This is a genomic window from Chryseobacterium aahli, from assembly GCF_022699665.1.
GTDB classification, from domain to species: domain Bacteria; phylum Bacteroidota; class Bacteroidia; order Flavobacteriales; family Weeksellaceae; genus Chryseobacterium; species Chryseobacterium aahli.
Window position 1 is genome coordinate 160974 of the sequence record NZ_JALDNB010000011.1, and the last position, 17958, is coordinate 178931.

Genomic DNA, 17958 nt, shown 5'->3' on the forward strand with positions numbered 1-17958 from the left:
AAGTTCAAAAATTAATTTTAAACACTAAGAAACTTTAGACATAAAGAAATGTTGAGATTCAGATGCATCTCAATTTAGCGGTCTGCTAAATAAATTTCTTTAGAAATTCACTTAAATTATCTTTAAAACTTATAAATCTTAATGGTGAAAAATATTTAAAAATTACAGCTGGCTTTTAATCTCAGCCATCAATTCTCTTCCACCATTTTCTAATACGATGTTCGCAAATTTTTCACCGAAATTCTCTTCTTCATTATATTCAAAACTTTCGTCGATAGCGATATAGTTTTTTCCGTCAAGCGAACAAAGCGCTCCTTTAAAACGAATCTGGTTCCCAATTTTTTCCGCAAAAGCGCCAATCGGAGCTGTACAGCCACCTTCAAGCGTGCTCAGGAAATTTCTTTCCATTTCTATGCAGATTTGGGTTTGCTTGTGATTGATCGATTTTAAAATCTCGTTGATTTCAGGCTTTTCAGAATGTCCAGCAATGGCAATCACACCTTGCGAAGCAGCAGGAATCATTACGGGAAGCATCTCGTAATTGATATCCATATTCATTCTTTTGATTCCGGCTAGAGATAAAATCGTTGCATCAAAATCCTGTTCTTCCAGTTTTTGTAATCTCGTCTGGATATTTCCTCTGATATCAAAAAACTGAGTGTCGGGATAATGTTTTGACCAAAAAGCACGTCTTCTCAAGCTACTTGTTGCCAGTTTCAGTTCGTGAAATTCTTTGTCTTGTGCAGATTTTCTTCTGATTAAAACGTCCTGCGGATAATCTCTTTCAAGATGCGCAATCAGTTCAATATTGTGTGGAAGTTGCGTGGGTACATCTTTCAAAGAGTGTACGGCAATGTCAATTTCGTCATTTAATAAAGCGACATCCAAATCTCTTGTGAAAACGCCTGTAATTCCTAAAGAATAAAGTGGCTGATTGAGATTTTTATCTCCTGAAGAAATGATGGGAGTGATCTCCGTAAGGTAATTATTGTTCTGTAAGTGCCTGGCTACTTCTCTGGCCTGCCAAAGTGCAAGTGCCGAATTTCTGGTTCCTATCCTAATGCTTTTCATTGAATTCGTTATTGGGTTGTTCAACTAATATTTCGTGCATTAATTTACTAATTTCTTCGGCTTTGAGAGGGTTATCAATGATATATTTTGCAAAACGGTTGGTAATTTTCTGAATCATTTTCTCAGAAAGCTCCATGTCGTTGATATTGATGTACTTATTTTTTCTGTAGAAATTGTGCATCTCATTACGCTCCATATTTTTCAAGACCGCTTTGAAGTGATGGATGTTTGGTGCCAGTTTTCTTTTTTTCTCCCATTCAAGGAAGTCTTTGGTCATTTCCTTGATGATTTTTTCAGCTTTGGGGATTTCTTTTTCTCTCTGCTGTATGGTTTCCTGAATTTGTTTCGAAAGCTCATCAACATCAATCAAAGTTACGTGACTAAGTTCTGAAACGCTTTTATCAACATTATGCGGGATCGAAAGATCAATCACCAAAGTTTCTCTTCCGTTTTGAAAATGAGATTTGTTGATGATGGGGGTTTTTGCACCAGTGGCTACAATCAAAATATCGGTATTCTCAATTTCTTTATCAAAATCAGTGTAATCAATATTAGGAATATTGTATTTCTCGGAAATTTTTGCCGCAGTTTCCTGAGTCCTGTTGGCGATTTTAATTTTAGGCTGATAAACGTGTTTTACTAAATTTTCAACCGTGTTCTGTCCGATTTCACCAACTCCGAGAAGTAAGATGTTTTTTTCGTTCAGTTTTTTTTGATTGTTTAAAATATAATGAACTGCCGCATAAGAAACCGAAGCCGCACCGTTGGAAATTGCCGTCTCGTTTTTGATTCTTTTAGAAATCTGAATCGCAGAGTTGATGGATCGTTCCAAATAAGGATTCGAGTTCTGTCGTTCTTTCTTAAACCGGGCGTACGCTTTCTTGATTTGTCCGATAATCTCAAAATCACCGATGATCTGACTTTCCAAACCGGCTGCTACTCTGAACAAATGTTTCAGCGCTTCTTCTTTTGTTAAAATATTGGCAAAAGGCAGGAAGTCTGAAAGGTTGACGCCAATCGTTTTGCAATACTCTTCGGCCACAAAAAGATAGTTGGATGTCGTTGTATAAATCTCAGTTCTGTTGCAGGTGGAAACCACAAAGGCATCCCCCAGATTTTCGTCGTGAATTCGGGAAACAAAGTTTTTGATATTTTCGTCGAAGAATGCAAATTTTCCCCTCGTTTCTACATCTGCCTTCTCATAACTCACTGAAAGTACAGCGAAATTTGTCGTCTGATGTATGTTAGAATACTGTATCATAAGCGTTGCAAATTTAAGTATTTTTAAATTAAGCTCCTGCTGATATTGTGTATGATAAATATCGTAAAAAGCTATAAATTATATTGAAAAAGCTCTAAGAATCAGATAAACGAAAGATTAATGAAAAATTAAAAATTTAATAAAATTTTAACCAAATTATATTCATGATATTATTCATAAGTAGTCATTAATTTATATCTTTGTAAACTTAAATCAGGACAAAATTATGAGTATATTCGATATGTTTACGCAAGACATTGCGATAGACCTTGGAACTGCCAACACGCTTATCATCCACAATAACAAGATTGTTATTGATCAGCCATCAATTGTTGCAATTGAGCGTTCTACAGGTAAGCCAATCGCAGTAGGTGAGCAGGCGAAACATATGCAGGGTAAAACTCATGAGGATATCAAAACAATTCGTCCGTTGAAAGATGGTGTTATTGCAGATTTTCATGCTTCTGAGCACATGATCAAGGAGTTTATCAAGAAAATCCCTGGTATTAAAGGAAGATTTATTCAGCCTGCTTTAAGAATTGTAATCTGTATTCCATCAGGAATTACCGAAGTTGAAAAGAGAGCGGTAAGAGATTCTGCTCAAAAAGTAAACGCTAAAGATGTAAGGTTAATCTATGAGCCAATGGCAGCTGCAATAGGAGTTGGTATTGATGTTCAGAAACCTGAAGGAAATATGATCATCGACATAGGTGGTGGTACTACAGAAATTGCAGTAGTTGCTTTGGGTGGTATCGTTTGTGATAAATCTGTGAAAATTGCAGGTGACGTATTTACCAATGATATTGCTTATTTCCTGAGAACACACCATAACCTTTATATCGGAGAAAGAACTGCTGAAAGAGTGAAAATTGAAGTAGGTTCTGCTGTTGAAGATCTTGATGTGGATATTGAAGATATTCCGGTGCAAGGTAGAGACTTGATCACAGGTAAACCAAAAGAAATTATGGTTGGTTACAAAGAAATCGCTCGTGCTTTGGATAAATCGATTATCAGAATTGAAGATGCAGTAATGGAAACACTTTCTCTTACGCCTCCAGAATTGTCAGCCGATATTTACAAAACAGGTATTTATCTTGCTGGTGGTGGTGCTTTGTTGAGAGGTTTGGCAGACAGACTTCACAAGAAAACAGGTCTTCCGGTTTTTGTAGCTGAAGATCCATTGAGAGCCGTGGTACGAGGTACGGGTATCGCACTTAAGAATATGGATAAATTCAATTTCTTAATTAAATAATTTTAACTTTTTACGACTCTTTATCTGAATGGGATTTTTGCTGAGATTATTTTCAAAGAATGCTCTTCTTGTCTTCTTTATTTTCCTGCAAATTATTGCTCTTGTTCTGATATTCTCTAAAAACGCAATGCAACAATCCTGGCTTGCAGGTCAGACGGCTGCGTTCAATTCATGGGTTTCGGGGTATATTGATGAAGGAGTTTCTTATTTAAAACTAAAACAAACCAACGAAGATCTTGTCGCTCAAAACAAAGCATTGATGCTTGAGCTTTACGGAAAACAGGGAGCGAAAAATCCTCTATTCAGAAAAGTACATGATACTTTGGGTGGCGGACAGATCTATACATTCGTTGACGGTGAAATTGTTTTCAACAGTATCAACCGACGAAACAACTACTTTACCATCAACCGCGGTAGACGTGATGGAGTTCTTCCTCAGATGGGCGTCATGGCGCCAAAAGGAATTGCCGGAATCGTCATCAATTCTACAGACAGTTATGCTTTGGTACAATCTGTATTGAGCGTTAATAAAATCAGAATCAATGCTGCTCTAAAAAAATCCGGGTACTTTGGTACTTTGACTTGGAAAGGGGACAATTCAAGAGTGATGCACTTGTCTGATGTTCCTAAATATGTTTCCCTGAAAATAGGAGATACCATTGTAACAGATGGTAAATCAGCAATTTTCCCTAAAGGGATTATGATTGGTACTGTCGCAGGATATACAGTAGATAACCAGACCGGATTTTGGGATATTTCTGTGGAGTTGAGTGAAAAAATGGGCGCTTTGAATAAAGTTTTCGTTGTTAAAAACCTTAAGAAAGCTGAGGTTCAGAAAATCAGCGACACGATGCAGGCCGTAATAAAAAAAGAAAATGATTAGCAGAACTTTATTTACAGATCTTTTGATCATGATTTTTCTGGTTGCATTACAGATATTTGTTTTGAACAGGATTACGCTGTTCGGAAAGTATACGCCGGTTTTGTATCCTGTTTTTGTGATGTTCTATCCTTTTTTTAGAAATAAATTTCAGTTCTTAGCTTTAAGTTTTTTAATTGGGTTGGCGATTGATGCTTTCCTCTATTCTTGGGGAATCAATGCTTTGGCAATGACTGTTGTAGCTTATTTCAGAACTTTAATCTTCAGAACTTCTACAGATACTTCTACCGATTTCTTCTCATTTCAGTCTCTGCAATGGACTCAGTTTTTGCTGTTCCTCTTCTCAAGCATATTTTTACATCAGCTTTTGGTACAGTATATTGAGTTTTTTAAATTCACCAGAATTTTTGAAATCTTTCTTAATGTGTTGGTAACTAGTGTAATTTCTTTTATATTTATCATTATTTACGCATTAATCTTTAAAATCAAACAGAAAGTTTGAACACACGCCATATAAAAATCTTAACTGTTCTCATCGTACTTGCTCTCATTTTTGTGGCAAGACTTTCTTATTTACAGTTGTTCACAGACCGATACGCATTAAATGCTGCCAACACTTCAATCAAAACTGAATATGTTATTCCGCAACGTGGAGTTATTTTCGACAGAAACGGCAAAATTATGGTGGGAAATCAGCCTGCGTACGAGATTTCTTTCACTCAGGCATTGATGAAACCTGATTTTGATACCTTATCTTTCTGTAATTTAATGAAAATTGATAAAAGAGATTTTATTAAACGAATTAATGTCATCAAAAAAGAAAAATATTATTCTAAACTGACCCCGATGACTTTCATCAAAGACCTCAGCAGAGAGGAAATTGCGAGAGTTCAGGAGATTATATTTAAATATCCCGCTTTCAGTATCGTTCAGCGTCCGCAAAGACAGTATGAAGTTTCCACTTCCGGAAACCTTTTGGGATATACTAGTGAAGTCAATGACAGAGAAATCAAAAAAGATTCTACTTATTATCTTCCCGGCGACCTCATCGGGAAAACCGGAATCGAAAAATCTTATGAAAAAGAACTGCGTGGGGTAAAAGGAATTAAATACATTCAGAAAGATATTAAACTTAGAAATGTCGGGCCTTACAAAAATGGTTCTTTAGATCGGGACGTTATAACGGGAAAAGATATTACACTGACAATCGATTACGATTTACAGAGAATGGCAGAGGAAATGCTGGTAGATAAACATGGTGCTGTGGTTGCAATTGATCCTAATAACGGAGAAGTTTTAGTCGCCGCAACCGGTCCGGATATTGATCCTAATCTTTTTACTGGTCCTAATAAGTCTAGAAATCTGTATGCACTTTCAAGAGATACCATTTACGAAAACAAACCTACATTCGATAGATCATTACAGGCAGGTTATCCACCGGGATCGACTTTCAAATTGCTGACCGCTTTGGCGGCCATGCAAATGGGTGTGATGACTGATAAAACAATTTTTCCTTGTGGCGGTGGTTTTTATTATAAAGGAAAAAGAATAAAAGGTCACGGTGGGGCTGATCCGTTGATTCCATCGATTCAGGTTTCAAGTAACTGTTTTTTTACCTATGCATTTATTGCAATTATTAAAAAATATCCTGGAAATCCTTCAAAAGGTGTTGACGAGTGGAAAAAAATCATGAGCAGCTTTGGCGTTGGTGAATTTTTAAATAATGATTTTGCGGTAGGTGCAAAAGGCAGAATTCCTTCAGGGGATTTTTATGAAAGGAGATTTAGAGCAATTATTAAAGCAAACGGTTCTAAGAAAGACGATTATAAAAATTGGGACGAAATGTCTACCGGAGCTATCTATAACGGAATGGGACAAGGTGATGTCATGGTAACGCCTCTTCAGTTGGCAAACTATGTTTCTGCAATTGCCAATCGCGGTTGGTACTACACGCCTCATATCGTAAAATCAATCGATGGAAAACCAAATCCGGATCCTCGATTTAAAAAAAGACATCAAACTTTAGTTGATCCAAAACATTTTGAACCTGTCCTCAAAGGGATGGAAGCGGTAGTTTTGCGAGGAACGGCGAGAGGTCTAATGTCTAAAGATTTTACTCAATTGGCCAAAACCGGAACGGCACAGGTGCCTCAGGGAAAAGATAATTCGATTTTTGTTTTGATTGCTCCTGCAGATAAGCCAAAAATTGTAGTAGTTGCTGTAATGGAGCATGCAGGATTTGGTGCTACTTGGGCAGGGCCAGCTTGTACGGTAATTGCCGAAAAATATATTACCGGAGATCTTAAACGTGAACATCTCTACAAAAAAATGATCACTTCGAGCTTCATGCCAGAATATAAAAGACAGTGGATTGCTGATCTCAAAAGAAAAGGGCTTTACAAAGAGCCCAAACCAGATTCTCTAAAACTTAAAAGAATACAGGATAGCTTAAACCTGGTCAAAAAAGCAAAAGAAAAACTGAACGCTAAGAAAGTTGAACCCAAAAAAACCGCAAAACCATGAAGTGGACGGAAGGAATAGATAAATTGGGGATTGGCTTGTATCTCTTGCTTTGCATTTTTGCGATTGCCAATATTTACAGCGTAGATGAAGGTTTAGGAAAAAAACAGCTTTTGTTTTTCGGGATTTCTTTATTTGTCGGATTGATTATTTTCTTCAGCAGAAGCAAGTTTTTTGAAAATATGTCCGGGATCATTTATGTAGGAGGAGTTCTGATGCTTGCAGGTCTTCACGTTTTCGGAACAGAAATTCTGGGTCAGAAGAATTGGTATAAATTTGGAAGTTTTACCATGCAACCAGTTGAATTTTCTAAGATTGGGGTGGCTTTGATGCTTGCTAATTATGTTTCAGGATCAGAATTTAACTTAAAAAATAGAACATCACTCATCGCAGTTTTAGCAATTATAGGCATTCCTGCAATTGTGGTGCTTTCAATTCCTGATGTAGGGTCACTATTGGTTTTTACGGCATTTTTTATTGCTTTGTATCGTGAAGGTCTCAGCGGAAAACTTTTTCTGATTGGTGGTCTTTTCGGAGTTGTTTTTCTTTTGGCTAATTATCTCAATGATCCCCTGCAGTGGAGTTTATGGTATTTTACTGGATTTATTATTTTTATTGGCGGATTATGGTTTGCGTTTAACGCAGCTTTTCTTCGTAAAAATATATACACACTTTTACCGGGTGTCGGAATTGTTCTTCTTTTGGCGGCATTATCATTTATTTCGCCTGTTATTTTTGAAAAACTTCCAAAACACCAGCAGGAAAGGGTGGAAGTTTTGTATAAAGGAGAGCGTGAATTCCGTGATACATCAGGATATAATCTTTTGTATTCAAAAACGGCGATCGGTTCCGGTGGATTTTTTGGAAAAGGTTTTCGTGAAGGTTCTGTAACTCAGGGAAAATTTGTTCCGGAGCAGGAAACTGACTATATATTTTGTACAGTTGGTGAAGAATGGGGTTTTCTTGGAAGTACCATTTTGGTTCTTGCGTATATGGTTTATATCGGACGAATCTATTATCTCGCAGAAAAGCAGAAATCGACCTTTAACAGGGTTTTCGGGTATTCTTTTGCCTCAATCCTGTTGATGCACTTTTCGATCAATTTAGGGATGGTTATGGGCTTGTTTCCGACGGTGGGTATTCCGTTGCCATACTTCAGTTATGGTGGAAGTTCGTTGCTTGCCTTTTCAATGATGACTTTTATTTTCTTTAAATTAAATTACGCAGATAAAAACAGTTTAGTATAAGCTGGGAGTTAACAGCGTGACGAAGGAAGTTTACATTCATGTTGCGAATTTTTCGAAAATAAATCTGTACAGTTTGCTCTCAGTCAGTGAAATGAAATTTCTATTATTTTCCTTTTTTTTCAAATAAATCTTAAAGTCGATGAACGAAGCTTACGTCTTAGATCAAAATTATGCTCATTTAAATTTTGCTGAATCATCTTTGCAGATTGGCGAGTACGAAAACTGTACATTTCAAAATAGCAATTTTGAATATGCTAATATTTCTCAATTTAAATTTACCAATTGCGAATTCACAGACTGTAATTTAAGCATGACTAAGCTTAGCGGAACTGCCTTTCGTGATGTATTTTTCAAAGAATGCAAAATGTTCGGGATGCACTTTGACGACTGTAACGAGTTTGGAATGTCTTTCAGATTTGAAAGCTGTGCTCTTAATAATTCTGTTTTCTATAAAACTTCCATCAAAAGAACATTGTTTAAAAATTGTAAGCTGATTGAAGTTGATTTTGCTGAAGCAGATTTGTCGAATTCAGTATTTTCAAACTGTGATTTCAACGGCGCCACATTCGAAAGAACCAATTTAGAGAAAACAGATTTAAGAACATCTTTCAGTTACACGATCAATCCTGATTCTAATAGGCTAAAGAAGACGAAATTTTCACTTTCAGAAGTTCACGGACTCTTACGGCGATTCGATATAGAAATCGATAAAAACAGCTGATTTGAATTATCTTAAGCGAAAGCTTATCTACCAGATGAATCAATAGGAATGCGCTTCAGCCCGTTTAAAAATGTCAGCGCAATAGATGGCTTTAGCCGAAACTTATAATCTTATTGTAGGCTTTGGCTTAGTTTTTAAGCAAAAATTAAAGCCATCAAATTTTGATGGCTTCGTTTATATAAATCAATTATTTAAAACTAAAAACTAGTAGAGGCTAAGTTGTTGTAGCTTTCTCCGTTCTCATTGATTACTCTTTTTGCAAACCTGAATTTTGGTCCCCAATAAGAATCATTCAGTGAAGAGATCATTACACCTTTTGAAGTCGCTGCATGAATGAATTTTACTTCTCCTTCTTCAGTTACGCTTTCTACAATTCCTACGTGAGAAATTCTTCTGCCGTGAGAAAAGAAAATTAAATCTCCTTTCTGAAGGTTTTCTTTATCGATAGCTTCTCCTTCCTGAGACTGAGATGCTGCTACTCTTGGTAATGTAAGACCGGCTGCTGCTCCGAATACTGATAATACAAATGCTGAACAATCGATTCCGTTTCTTGTAGTTCCCCCGTATCTATAAGGAGTTCCTAGGTAGGTTGAAGCTTCTGTTAAGATGTTATCAATGGTCTTATTGTGTTTGATCGCTTTTGCGATTTCAGAATTTTTTAAAGAATTTTTTGCGTTTGAGATGGCCACTGCTTTTTCAGATATAAAAGAGTTGATTAACAGCTTCTTATCATTCTCTATCTTAGTGTCTAAAGCAACTAGTTTGGCATCTGTTTTGTACTCTTTAGTGTAAGTTGCCGGTTTTGAAACTACGTAATTAGTAACGCATGATTGTAGTGATATTGTTGAAACAAAAGCAACTAAATAAAACAAAACTCTTTTCTTCATATTTTTTAATTTCCGGTTGAAAAAGAAATATTTATTTCTCTAAAGCCCTACAAAAGTAGAGATTCCATCTAAGACAGCCTCAATATGATTATTGTCATGTTTGTGTTTTAACACATTTTAACATCTCGTAGAAGTATGTTAAAGAAAATGCAGCTGTTAAGCGCCTGTTTCGGTGAGTGTACTGTTTTTTTTATTAAGATTTTTTAACATAGTATATTCGCTTTCCTTTAATCGAGGTTCTATTAATTATACTCCTTAAAAGTATCTGTTAAAAAGGCATAAAAAAAGTTCCCCGAATAATCGGAGAACCTTCACTAATATGGAACTTTACAGATGTTATCTTGTAAATAACATTTCTCTATATTTCGTCATTGGCCAAAGTTCATCATCAACCATCATTTCAAGATCGTCTGATGCATCTCTGATTGCGTCAAATAAAGGCTTTACTTTATTACAGTAGTCTTCTGCCTGTGTTTGGCTTTCAGATACTGCTTTTGCGTTCGCTCTTGCTTCAAGAAGCTGTTCAACACCCAATTTGATTGTTGAGATATTTTCTGAAATATTGGTAATCAAACTTATTTGCTCCTTAGCTAAAGTTTTGAATTCTTTTTCTCCGAAAATGTCTTTAAGACCTCTGACGTTTTCAATCAGTCTGTTCTGATAATTTAAAGCCGAAGGAATGATGTGGTTTCTTGCGATGTCACTCAATACTCTTGCTTCGATATCAATAACAGTTGAATATTTTTCCAATTTGATTTCGTTTCTAGCCTCAACTTCTCTGTGGTTGAATATTCCGATTTCTTCATATAAATCAAGGAATTTCTGGTTCATTTCCTGCTTCAAAGCTTCAGGAGTGGTTTTCCAGTTGTTTAAGCCTCTTTTTTCAGCTTCTACAGCCCAGTCATCAGAATATCCGTCACCTTCAAACATAATGTTTTTACACTGCTTGATGTATTCTCTCAATACGTTGAAGATCGCTTCGTCCTTCTTAAGGCCTGTTTCAATTAAAGCATCAACTTCTTTTTTGAAGTCACCCAATTGTTTTGCAGCAATAGTGTTCATCACAGTCATAGATTCTGCACAGTTTGCAGAAGAACCTACCGCTCTGATCTCGAATTTATTTCCAGTAAATGCAAAAGGAGAAGTTCTGTTTCTGTCAGTATTATCCAACAAAATTTCAGGAATTTTTCCAACTACATTTAATTTTAAATCAGTTTTTTCGTCTGGTGAAAGTTTTCCTTCCGTTACTTTTTCGAGCTCTTCCAAAACTCTGAACAACTGGCTTCCGATAAATACAGAAATAATTGCTGGTGGAGCTTCGTTTGCCCCCAATCTGTGATCGTTGCTTGCAGAAGCGATACTTGCTCTTAAAAGATCCGCATATTCGTGAACTGCCTTAATTGTATTCACGAAGAATGTTAAGAACTGTAAGTTTTTCTTAGGGTTTTTTCCCGGGCTTAAAAGGTTTTCACCTGTATCAGTTGCTAAAGACCAGTTGTTATGCTTTCCGCTTCCGTTTACTCCAGCAAATGGTTTTTCGTGGAATAAAATATGGAAATGGTGTCTGTGAGCAATTCTTGCCATTACGTCCATCAACAATGAGTTGTGATCAACTGCAACGTTTACTTCTTCAAACATCGGAGCCAGCTCAAATTGGTTTGGAGCTACTTCGTTGTGTCTTGTTGTAACAGGAATTCCCAACTTCATACATTCAACTTCCAATTCTTTCATGAAGTTCATTACTCTTGTAGGAATTGAACCGAAATAATGGTCATCTAACTGCTGTCCTTTTGCAGGAGAATGTCCTAACAAAGTTTTACCTGTTAAAACTAAATCCGGACGAGACTGATACAATGCTGAATCAACCAAGAAATATTCTTGCTCCCAACCTAAAGTAGGAGTTACTTTTGTTACATTTTTGTCGAAATACTGCATTACGTTGGTTGCAGCTTCGTCTACAGCGTGCAAAGCTCTCAATAGAGGTGCTTTGTAATCTAAAGTTTCTCCTGTGTAAGAGATAAAAATTGAGGGGATACATAAAGTAGTTCCCATGATGAATGCCGGAGATGTAGGATCCCAAGCAGTGTAACCTCTTGCTTCAAACGTGTTTCTGATTCCACCGTTCGGGAAAGAAGATGCATCAGGCTCTTGCTGAATCAATAAGTTTCCACTGAATCTTTCGATTGCTCTACCACCTTCAATTGGAGTAAAGAATGAATCGTGCTTTTCTGCAGTGCTTCCAGTTAATGGCTGAAACCAGTGTGTATAGTGAGTAACTCCTTTGCTCATTGCCCAATCTTTCATAGCTACTGCTACCTGATCTGCAATTAACCTCTGGATTTTACTTCCTTTTTTAATAGCATCCATAATAGATTGGAATGCCTCTTTTGTTAAATATTCTCTCATTGTGTTTTCAGAGAATACGTTTTCACAAAATAATTCTGATAATTTAGCAGGAATTTCTACTGAATTATCTTTTCTAAAGTCCTTGAATGGTAAAGTTTCTAAAGCTTTAAATCTTAAAGTTGACATATAGTGTTGAATTTTTATGGTGCAAATTTACAAAAAAAATGAATTGAAAATAAAATACCCCTAATTTTTTTAGACTATTTAATTATTTGTTTTAGTTTAAATCTCAATTGACCCCTGTTTTAATACGGGGTGTTTTTAAAATGAAATTGATTTTTAGTTTAAATAGCATTAATATGGGTGCAGATAAATGTTTTTTCTGTTGAAATAGGATTTAAAATTAAGTTTAAATATTTTGAGAGTAACAATTTCCCCGAACTCATCTTAAAAAAGAATCTTATGATGCTTAAGAATTCTTATTTTTGAATAAATCAAAACCCGATGATAAAAAGAATCGCCTTAATTATTTCTTGCTTGTTCTTGCAAATGCTTTTTTCTCAAAAATCAAATCCTATATATTATGATAAAGATTGGGAGGTCACGACAAAAGCAAATGCTTCTTTTTATCGACTAATGCCTTTAAAACAAATCGGTGAATTGGTTTTGCTTCAGGATTTTTATATCAACGGAACTCAGCGGTTTGAAGGCTACACTTTGAATGATAATCAAAATGCATATGTTGGCGATATTATTTGGTACGACGAAAACGGAAATGATGAAAATTTTAAGCAATATCGAAACGATACTAAAAACCTTACCTTATTATATTATCATCCGAATGGGAAAGTCAGAAAAAAGGTTCAGTATAAAAATGGGGTAAAAGATGGTGAAGCTATAATCTATAGTACAGACGGAGCTGTTTTAATGAAAGGAATTTACGTAAAAGGAAAACCTGAAAACGGAAGTTTTGAAAAAGTGAAAAACAATGAAGACTATGATTATAGTGAAAAGGTTGAAGAAATTTCTATGTCTGAAACCGGAACTCACCATAATGAAGAGGGTGTTAAAGTTCCACCACCGCCTCAGGTTCCGTTAAAAACAACTGAAGCTGCTCCGCAGACTATTGAGCTTTTGGAGCCGATGGATGAAGAAAATGTTTCAAAAAAAATAAAAAACAGAAAAATAGTTACTGAAAAAATATTTTGGGTAAACTCTAAACAACTCGCTCAAGAAAGAGTTTTTGCCATTGATAGAGGTTATTTTAAATCTATCGAACAGAAAAATTACGACAAGTCGGGAAAATTAATTCAATTTTTGAATGAAGCCAACTTTTACGATTACGGAAGTGATATTACAAATGGATTGGATTATGAGTATTATCTCCAAAATAATTTTGCAACGGAAGTTAAAACCATTATAAAATATGTTGGTAAATTAAGATCAGGGAAGAATTTGTTATATTTTCCAAACGGAAAAATAGCAACAGAAACTTTGTATAAAGAAGGCTGGAAAGATGGAGAAGAAATTGATTATACCGAAGATGGAAAAATAAAAAGCAAAAGAATTTATAAAAAAAATAAGCCTTTCCAAGGGAATTTTGATGAAAATGTAGCTGCGTTTGTGGTGAATTTAAATTATGTAAATGGTGTAAAAGAAGGTGAAGCGATTGCTGTAGATGAAGAAAAACAAATTGTTGCCAAAGGTGTTTATAAAAACGGAAAACCCTTTAACGGAACTTTTATTGAAAGAAAAGACGAACGTTCTGATAATTATGAATTGATCAATGTTGTAAACTTCAAAAAAACCGGATTACAAAAAGTTTTCAATTACAGATTGGAAAATTTAGAGAAAACCTACACCATTAAAGATGATAAATTGAACGGAATGACCACTTTCTATGATGACGGAAAAGTGGTAGGTACTTTAGAATATAAAAATGATGAGCCTTACAACGGAACTTTGGTAGAAAGTGGGAAAACTTCAGTTTTCAAAAACGGAAAGATTACAGAAGAAACTTATTTTGAAGATTCATATAATAAGGACAATATTCAAAAGCAAAAACTGTATGAAAACGGAATTCTCGTAAAGGTTAAAGATTTTTCTTTTGATATTTCAGAAAAGCCACAAAGTTCTTATGAAGGTATTTTTAAAAATGGAAAACCTTATTCCGGATATTTTGAAACTGAGGATAACAGGGAATTTAAGCAAGTCAATTATTTTGAAAACGGAATTCTGAAATTTCAATATTCAAACGATTATCTGAAAAACATGGATAATTTCAGACATCAGTCTTATGATATTAAATCTACTTATAAAGACGGAAAAATATACGATGGCATAGAATATAAACTTGATGAAAAACAATTTATCTCAAGATATTGGAAGGGTGGAGTTTTACAAAGTTTCGACTGGGATTTGTTTGCGATGCATTATTTTAACAGGATTCATTTTGAGCTGAAAAACAACAATATTGAGATCAATGACATGCAAGGCAAAAAAACCGCTGTGGTTAGTATTGATATTTCTAAAAACGGATTTAATAAACAGCTTTCGATCGATGGTAAATTGTTTGACGATACAAGGAAAAGTTATTTAGAGGGAAAATACAAAGAACGTGTTATTCTTTATTATGAAGAAAACGGAAAAATAATTTCCAAAATGATGAATACATTGGATGAATACATCGAGCCAAGCGAAGGAAATGAGTTATTTTATAAAGTCTATGTGACTGTAAATGAATCAGCTAATATTGAGGAGAACTTTAATGAGTTATCAGAAAAAATCTTCAATAATAAATTCCTAGATGAGACAGGTGAGAACCGTATTATTACTGGTGTTCAATCTGATGCTGAAGGAAAACCAAAAGACGGTATTCTAATTACTCCTACACAAAATAACACATATACTCTACAGCTGTATATGAATAGATCATTGATCAAAACGGTAGAAAAAGTAATTTTCGATAAAGTAAAAGAGGAACTGGAAAAATTGGAGAAGATCAATTAATTTAAAGTTTCCTGCTAAAATCTTTGAATTGAGATGATTTTTTTTAATTAGAATGCTATCTTAACGAATCTTAATCAAGAATCAATCTATTGATTTCTAAATTATTATAAAGCGTTTGTTTTTAAAACCTTAATGCTGAAAAAAAATAATTTTGAACAATATGAATAAAACTTATTCTAGTTTTCTTTCTAATTATGGTCGTAAATATTAATTTTAAAACGTTTAAAAATTTAGTTTAAAAGATAATCGACTGGTTTAAAGTGGATTATCTTTTAAATAAATTTTTCGTAACTTAGCAGACTTTTTATAAAAAATTTAATATATGACAAATTCTAGAGCAAGAGAAACTACCGAGGCAATTGAAAGACTATACATTTCTATGAGACACCTGTTTTATAGAGGTTTTTTCAAGCCAAGCGGAGTTTCCGGAGAAAGCATTAGAAGTTTGTTGAAAACGATCAATCCCGAAATTTACGGTACCATGAGCGTTCCAAGCAAGTTGGAGCTTGATGGTTTGATGTATGTTTTAGACAGACTTCCGGAAGGAATAGAAGAATGCGCTTTCATTCATCTTACATCAGACGAAGGTTTTGATAAAGGGAGTTTCGAGCCAATTGTTCCTAAAAAGAGAAGAAGAAACTGTTACCGAATCGACGAACATCAGATGAACATCGAGGTTCTTTTGGGGCGTTCAGAAATCTATGATATTCTTACGCATTTAACGTTCTTATTTATAGAAGCAGATAAAATTCGTAATCTCGCATTTATTCAGGATGAAAACTGGAAGCCGACACGTGCTTTCAAAATCATTGAAGAAGTGGTAAAAGGCGAGAAAAAATTCAGCAGAAGGGAAAAAGAAGTGGCATTGATTCATCTTTCTTCTTTAATAGGAAGAACTTTTGATGAAACTTTAAATGCTTACAATACTTTCGGGGATGATGAAAATCCGGACAGATTATTCAAAATCATTTACCATTTAGGAAAAGTGAGTCTGGAAGATGCTAAGCAAAGCCGTGAGAGAGAAATTTACTTCAGTGCAATTTTAAAGGAAAGAGTAGGACACCATTATTTTGGCGAAAAATGGGCTCAAAAAGTGAAAGAGGTTTTATTTGAAAATGACCTTCACATGCGTCCGTTACACATTATTTCGGCGAATATGCATTCTGTAAAAAATATGCTGTACGGAAATGATGCTTTAAAGAAAAAAGATACCAAAGACGTTGATTATAAACTCTACGGAGAAATTTCAGATAAAAAAGATCTTCGCGACAAAGTTTCAAAATATGCCTTGGAAGAAGGTTTAGTTTACATTAATGACAAAAGCGGAAGTAATATAGATGTTCAGATTATCGATTTAAGCAAAACCAATCTTAAAAACACTCCTTTCGGTCACTTGAAATATGACGGAGACGACGTGATCATGGTTTTCGATTATGCATTTGGCGAACAGGCTTTTGAGGTAATGGATGAATTACTGAGACCTTTCGAGCAGAAAGGAGAGGTGTATATGATGAAAGTGAAATCTGTCTCTATCATGGGGAAAGCAGGAATTTTATCAGGTGGAAAAGGTGATATTATGATCCCAACTTCCCACATCTTTGAAGGAACAGCCGATAATTATCCTTTTGAAAATGCTTTAAAACTGGATGATTTTAAAGATGATGAATTAAAAGCTTTTGAAGGACCGATGATTACCGTTCTAGGAACTTCGCTTCAGAACAGAGACATTCTTCAGTATTTTATGAATACTTCATGGAAGGCTATCGGACTTGAAATGGAAGGTGCACATTACCAAAAAGCAATTCAGGTTGCATCAAAAATCAGGCATCACATTGCACCCAATCTTTTTGTGAGTTACGCCTATTATGCTTCAGATAATCCTTTGGAAACGGGAGCTACACTATCTTCTGGCGGTTTAGGATTGACAGGTGTGAAACCGACTTATCTGATTACTTTAAGAATTCTTGAAAAGATTTTACAAAGCGGAAAGAAAGAAATTTCTTCTAAAAAATAATTTAGTTTTAAATTAAATATCAACCTCAAGTGTTTTTGCATTTGAGGTTTTTGTTTCAACACAAATAGCGCAAATGTTTTTCACGAATAACACGAATAATTGTGTCATTTGTTAAAATTTATTAGTGTCATTTGTGCTTGGAAATTTTACAGATTCTTATGCGTATTCATCTGTGAAAATTTTGTGAGATCTGTGGGAAACTCAAAAAAATATTATCTTTAAATTTATTAAAACTAAACAAATGAGTACAGCCTCACAATTAGCCAAAAGATTCAGAGAAGTAATGCTCGATGGTTTGTGGATTGCCAATACCAACTTTAAAGGTCAGCTTTCAGATGTAACCTGGGAACAGGCAACAACGAAAATAGCAGACTTGAACACCATCGCCATGCTCACTTTTCATATTGATTACTATATCGCAGGAATTATCAATGTTTTTGAAGGTGGAGATTTGGAAATTAAAGATCAATTCAGCTTCGATGTTCCTCCGATTGGATCTCAGCAGCAATGGAAAGCACTTTTAAATAAATTGTTGAACGATTCTAAAAAGTTTGCGACTTTTTTAGAACAAATTCCCGATTCTCAATTAAATGAGGTTTTTGTCGATGAAAAATACGGAACGTATCTAAGGAATATTGACGGAATGATTGAACATGCTTATTATCATTTGGGACAGGTTGCTTTGATTAAAAAAATGATTTTGCTTAAACACAAATAGCACAAATAGTTTTTCACGAATAAACCGAATAT

The 17958-nt window shown here is 34.9% G+C and carries 13 protein-coding genes; 9 read left to right on the forward strand and 4 right to left on the reverse strand.

Annotation, left to right across the window (positions count from 1 at the left end):
• Positions 1-162 precede the first annotated feature (162 nt).
• Together hemC and hemA are read right to left on the reverse strand one after the other, a co-directional pair.
• Positions 163-1071 (reverse strand): hydroxymethylbilane synthase, encoded by a 909-nt coding sequence (gene hemC / locus MQX03_RS16860; RefSeq protein ID WP_242804438.1) that lies wholly within the window; start codon positions 1069-1071, stop codon positions 163-165.
• Positions 1058-2332: a glutamyl-tRNA reductase gene (hemA, locus tag MQX03_RS16865; protein WP_242804439.1), complete on the reverse strand. Its 1275-nt coding sequence runs from the start codon at positions 2330-2332 to the stop codon at positions 1058-1060. The genes hemC and hemA overlap by 14 nt, the downstream gene beginning before the upstream one ends.
• 226 nt (positions 2333-2558) lie before the next feature.
• On the opposite strand from hemA, the gene MQX03_RS16870 reads away from it, so the two are divergent.
• The 6 genes from MQX03_RS16870 (at position 2559) to MQX03_RS16895 (ending at position 8952) form a co-directional block, all read left to right on the forward strand.
• Positions 2559-3584: a rod shape-determining protein gene (locus tag MQX03_RS16870; RefSeq protein ID WP_129535330.1), complete on the forward strand. Its 1026-nt coding sequence runs from the start codon at positions 2559-2561 to the stop codon at positions 3582-3584.
• 28 nt (positions 3585-3612) lie between these two features.
• A complete protein-coding gene (mreC, locus tag MQX03_RS16875) occupies positions 3613-4467 on the forward strand; it encodes a rod shape-determining protein MreC (RefSeq protein ID WP_242804440.1) in 855 nt (284 codons plus the stop codon).
• Positions 4460-4966: a rod shape-determining protein MreD gene (locus tag MQX03_RS16880; protein WP_242804441.1), complete on the forward strand. Its 507-nt coding sequence runs from the start codon at positions 4460-4462 to the stop codon at positions 4964-4966. Before mreC ends, MQX03_RS16880 begins: the two co-directional genes overlap by 8 nt.
• Complete coding sequence (locus MQX03_RS16885; protein ID WP_242804442.1) at positions 4963-6987, forward strand: peptidoglycan D,D-transpeptidase FtsI family protein; 2025 nt, start codon at positions 4963-4965, stop codon at positions 6985-6987. Before MQX03_RS16880 ends, MQX03_RS16885 begins: the two co-directional genes overlap by 4 nt.
• The gene (gene rodA, locus MQX03_RS16890; RefSeq protein WP_242804443.1) at positions 6984-8231 is read left to right on the forward strand and encodes a rod shape-determining protein RodA; all 1248 of its coding nucleotides are present in this window, start codon (positions 6984-6986) and stop codon (positions 8229-8231) included. Before MQX03_RS16885 ends, rodA begins: the two co-directional genes overlap by 4 nt.
• A 139-nt stretch (positions 8232-8370) precedes the next feature.
• The gene (locus tag MQX03_RS16895; protein WP_242804444.1) at positions 8371-8952 is read left to right on the forward strand and encodes a pentapeptide repeat-containing protein; all 582 of its coding nucleotides are present in this window, start codon (positions 8371-8373) and stop codon (positions 8950-8952) included.
• 197 nt (positions 8953-9149) lie between these two features.
• Here MQX03_RS16895 and MQX03_RS16900 read toward each other — a convergent pair whose 3' ends face one another.
• Together MQX03_RS16900 and MQX03_RS16905 are read right to left on the reverse strand one after the other, a co-directional pair.
• Positions 9150-9839: a C40 family peptidase gene (locus MQX03_RS16900; protein WP_129535324.1), complete on the reverse strand. Its 690-nt coding sequence runs from the start codon at positions 9837-9839 to the stop codon at positions 9150-9152.
• A 336-nt stretch (positions 9840-10175) separates the two neighbouring features.
• The gene (locus MQX03_RS16905; RefSeq protein ID WP_129535323.1) at positions 10176-12371 is read right to left on the reverse strand and encodes a glutamine synthetase III family protein; all 2196 of its coding nucleotides are present in this window, start codon (positions 12369-12371) and stop codon (positions 10176-10178) included.
• A gap of 318 nt (positions 12372-12689) precedes the next feature.
• Here MQX03_RS16905 and MQX03_RS16910 point away from each other — a divergent pair, with 318 nt between their 5' ends.
• The 3 genes from MQX03_RS16910 to MQX03_RS16920 all read left to right on the forward strand — a co-directional run bounded on the left by MQX03_RS16910 (position 12690) and on the right by MQX03_RS16920 (position 17926).
• The gene (locus tag MQX03_RS16910) at positions 12690-15194 is read left to right on the forward strand and encodes a toxin-antitoxin system YwqK family antitoxin (RefSeq protein ID WP_242804445.1); all 2505 of its coding nucleotides are present in this window, start codon (positions 12690-12692) and stop codon (positions 15192-15194) included.
• 322 nt (positions 15195-15516) lie between these two features.
• Positions 15517-17208 carry a DUF6909 family protein gene (locus MQX03_RS16915; protein WP_242804446.1) on the forward strand — a complete coding sequence of 564 codons (1692 nt, stop codon included), beginning with the start codon at positions 15517-15519 and terminating at the stop codon, positions 17206-17208.
• 241 nt (positions 17209-17449) lie between these two features.
• The gene (locus tag MQX03_RS16920) at positions 17450-17926 is read left to right on the forward strand and encodes a DUF1572 domain-containing protein (RefSeq protein WP_242804448.1); all 477 of its coding nucleotides are present in this window, start codon (positions 17450-17452) and stop codon (positions 17924-17926) included.
• Positions 17927-17958 lie beyond the last annotated feature (32 nt).

What these genes read in the sequence shown, in the direction of transcription:
- hemC (WP_242804438.1), bottom strand. Translation starts at nt 1,071, where the DNA reads ATGAAAAGCATTAGGATAGGAACCAGAAATTCGGCACTTGCACTTTGG.
- hemA (WP_242804439.1), bottom strand. Translation starts at nt 2,332, where the DNA reads ATGATACAGTATTCTAACATACATCAGACGACAAATTTCGCTGTACTT.
- MQX03_RS16870 (WP_129535330.1), top strand. Translation starts at nt 2,559, where the DNA reads ATGAGTATATTCGATATGTTTACGCAAGACATTGCGATAGACCTTGGA.
- mreC (WP_242804440.1), top strand. Translation starts at nt 3,613, where the DNA reads ATGGGATTTTTGCTGAGATTATTTTCAAAGAATGCTCTTCTTGTCTTC.
- MQX03_RS16880 (WP_242804441.1), top strand. Translation starts at nt 4,460, where the DNA reads ATGATTAGCAGAACTTTATTTACAGATCTTTTGATCATGATTTTTCTG.
- rodA (WP_242804443.1), top strand. Translation starts at nt 6,984, where the DNA reads ATGAAGTGGACGGAAGGAATAGATAAATTGGGGATTGGCTTGTATCTC.
- MQX03_RS16895 (WP_242804444.1), top strand. Translation starts at nt 8,371, where the DNA reads ATGAACGAAGCTTACGTCTTAGATCAAAATTATGCTCATTTAAATTTT.
- MQX03_RS16900 (WP_129535324.1), bottom strand. Translation starts at nt 9,839, where the DNA reads ATGAAGAAAAGAGTTTTGTTTTATTTAGTTGCTTTTGTTTCAACAATA.
- MQX03_RS16905 (WP_129535323.1), bottom strand. Translation starts at nt 12,371, where the DNA reads ATGTCAACTTTAAGATTTAAAGCTTTAGAAACTTTACCATTCAAGGAC.
- MQX03_RS16910 (WP_242804445.1), top strand. Translation starts at nt 12,690, where the DNA reads ATGATAAAAAGAATCGCCTTAATTATTTCTTGCTTGTTCTTGCAAATG.
- MQX03_RS16915 (WP_242804446.1), top strand. Translation starts at nt 15,517, where the DNA reads ATGACAAATTCTAGAGCAAGAGAAACTACCGAGGCAATTGAAAGACTA.
- MQX03_RS16920 (WP_242804448.1), top strand. Translation starts at nt 17,450, where the DNA reads ATGAGTACAGCCTCACAATTAGCCAAAAGATTCAGAGAAGTAATGCTC.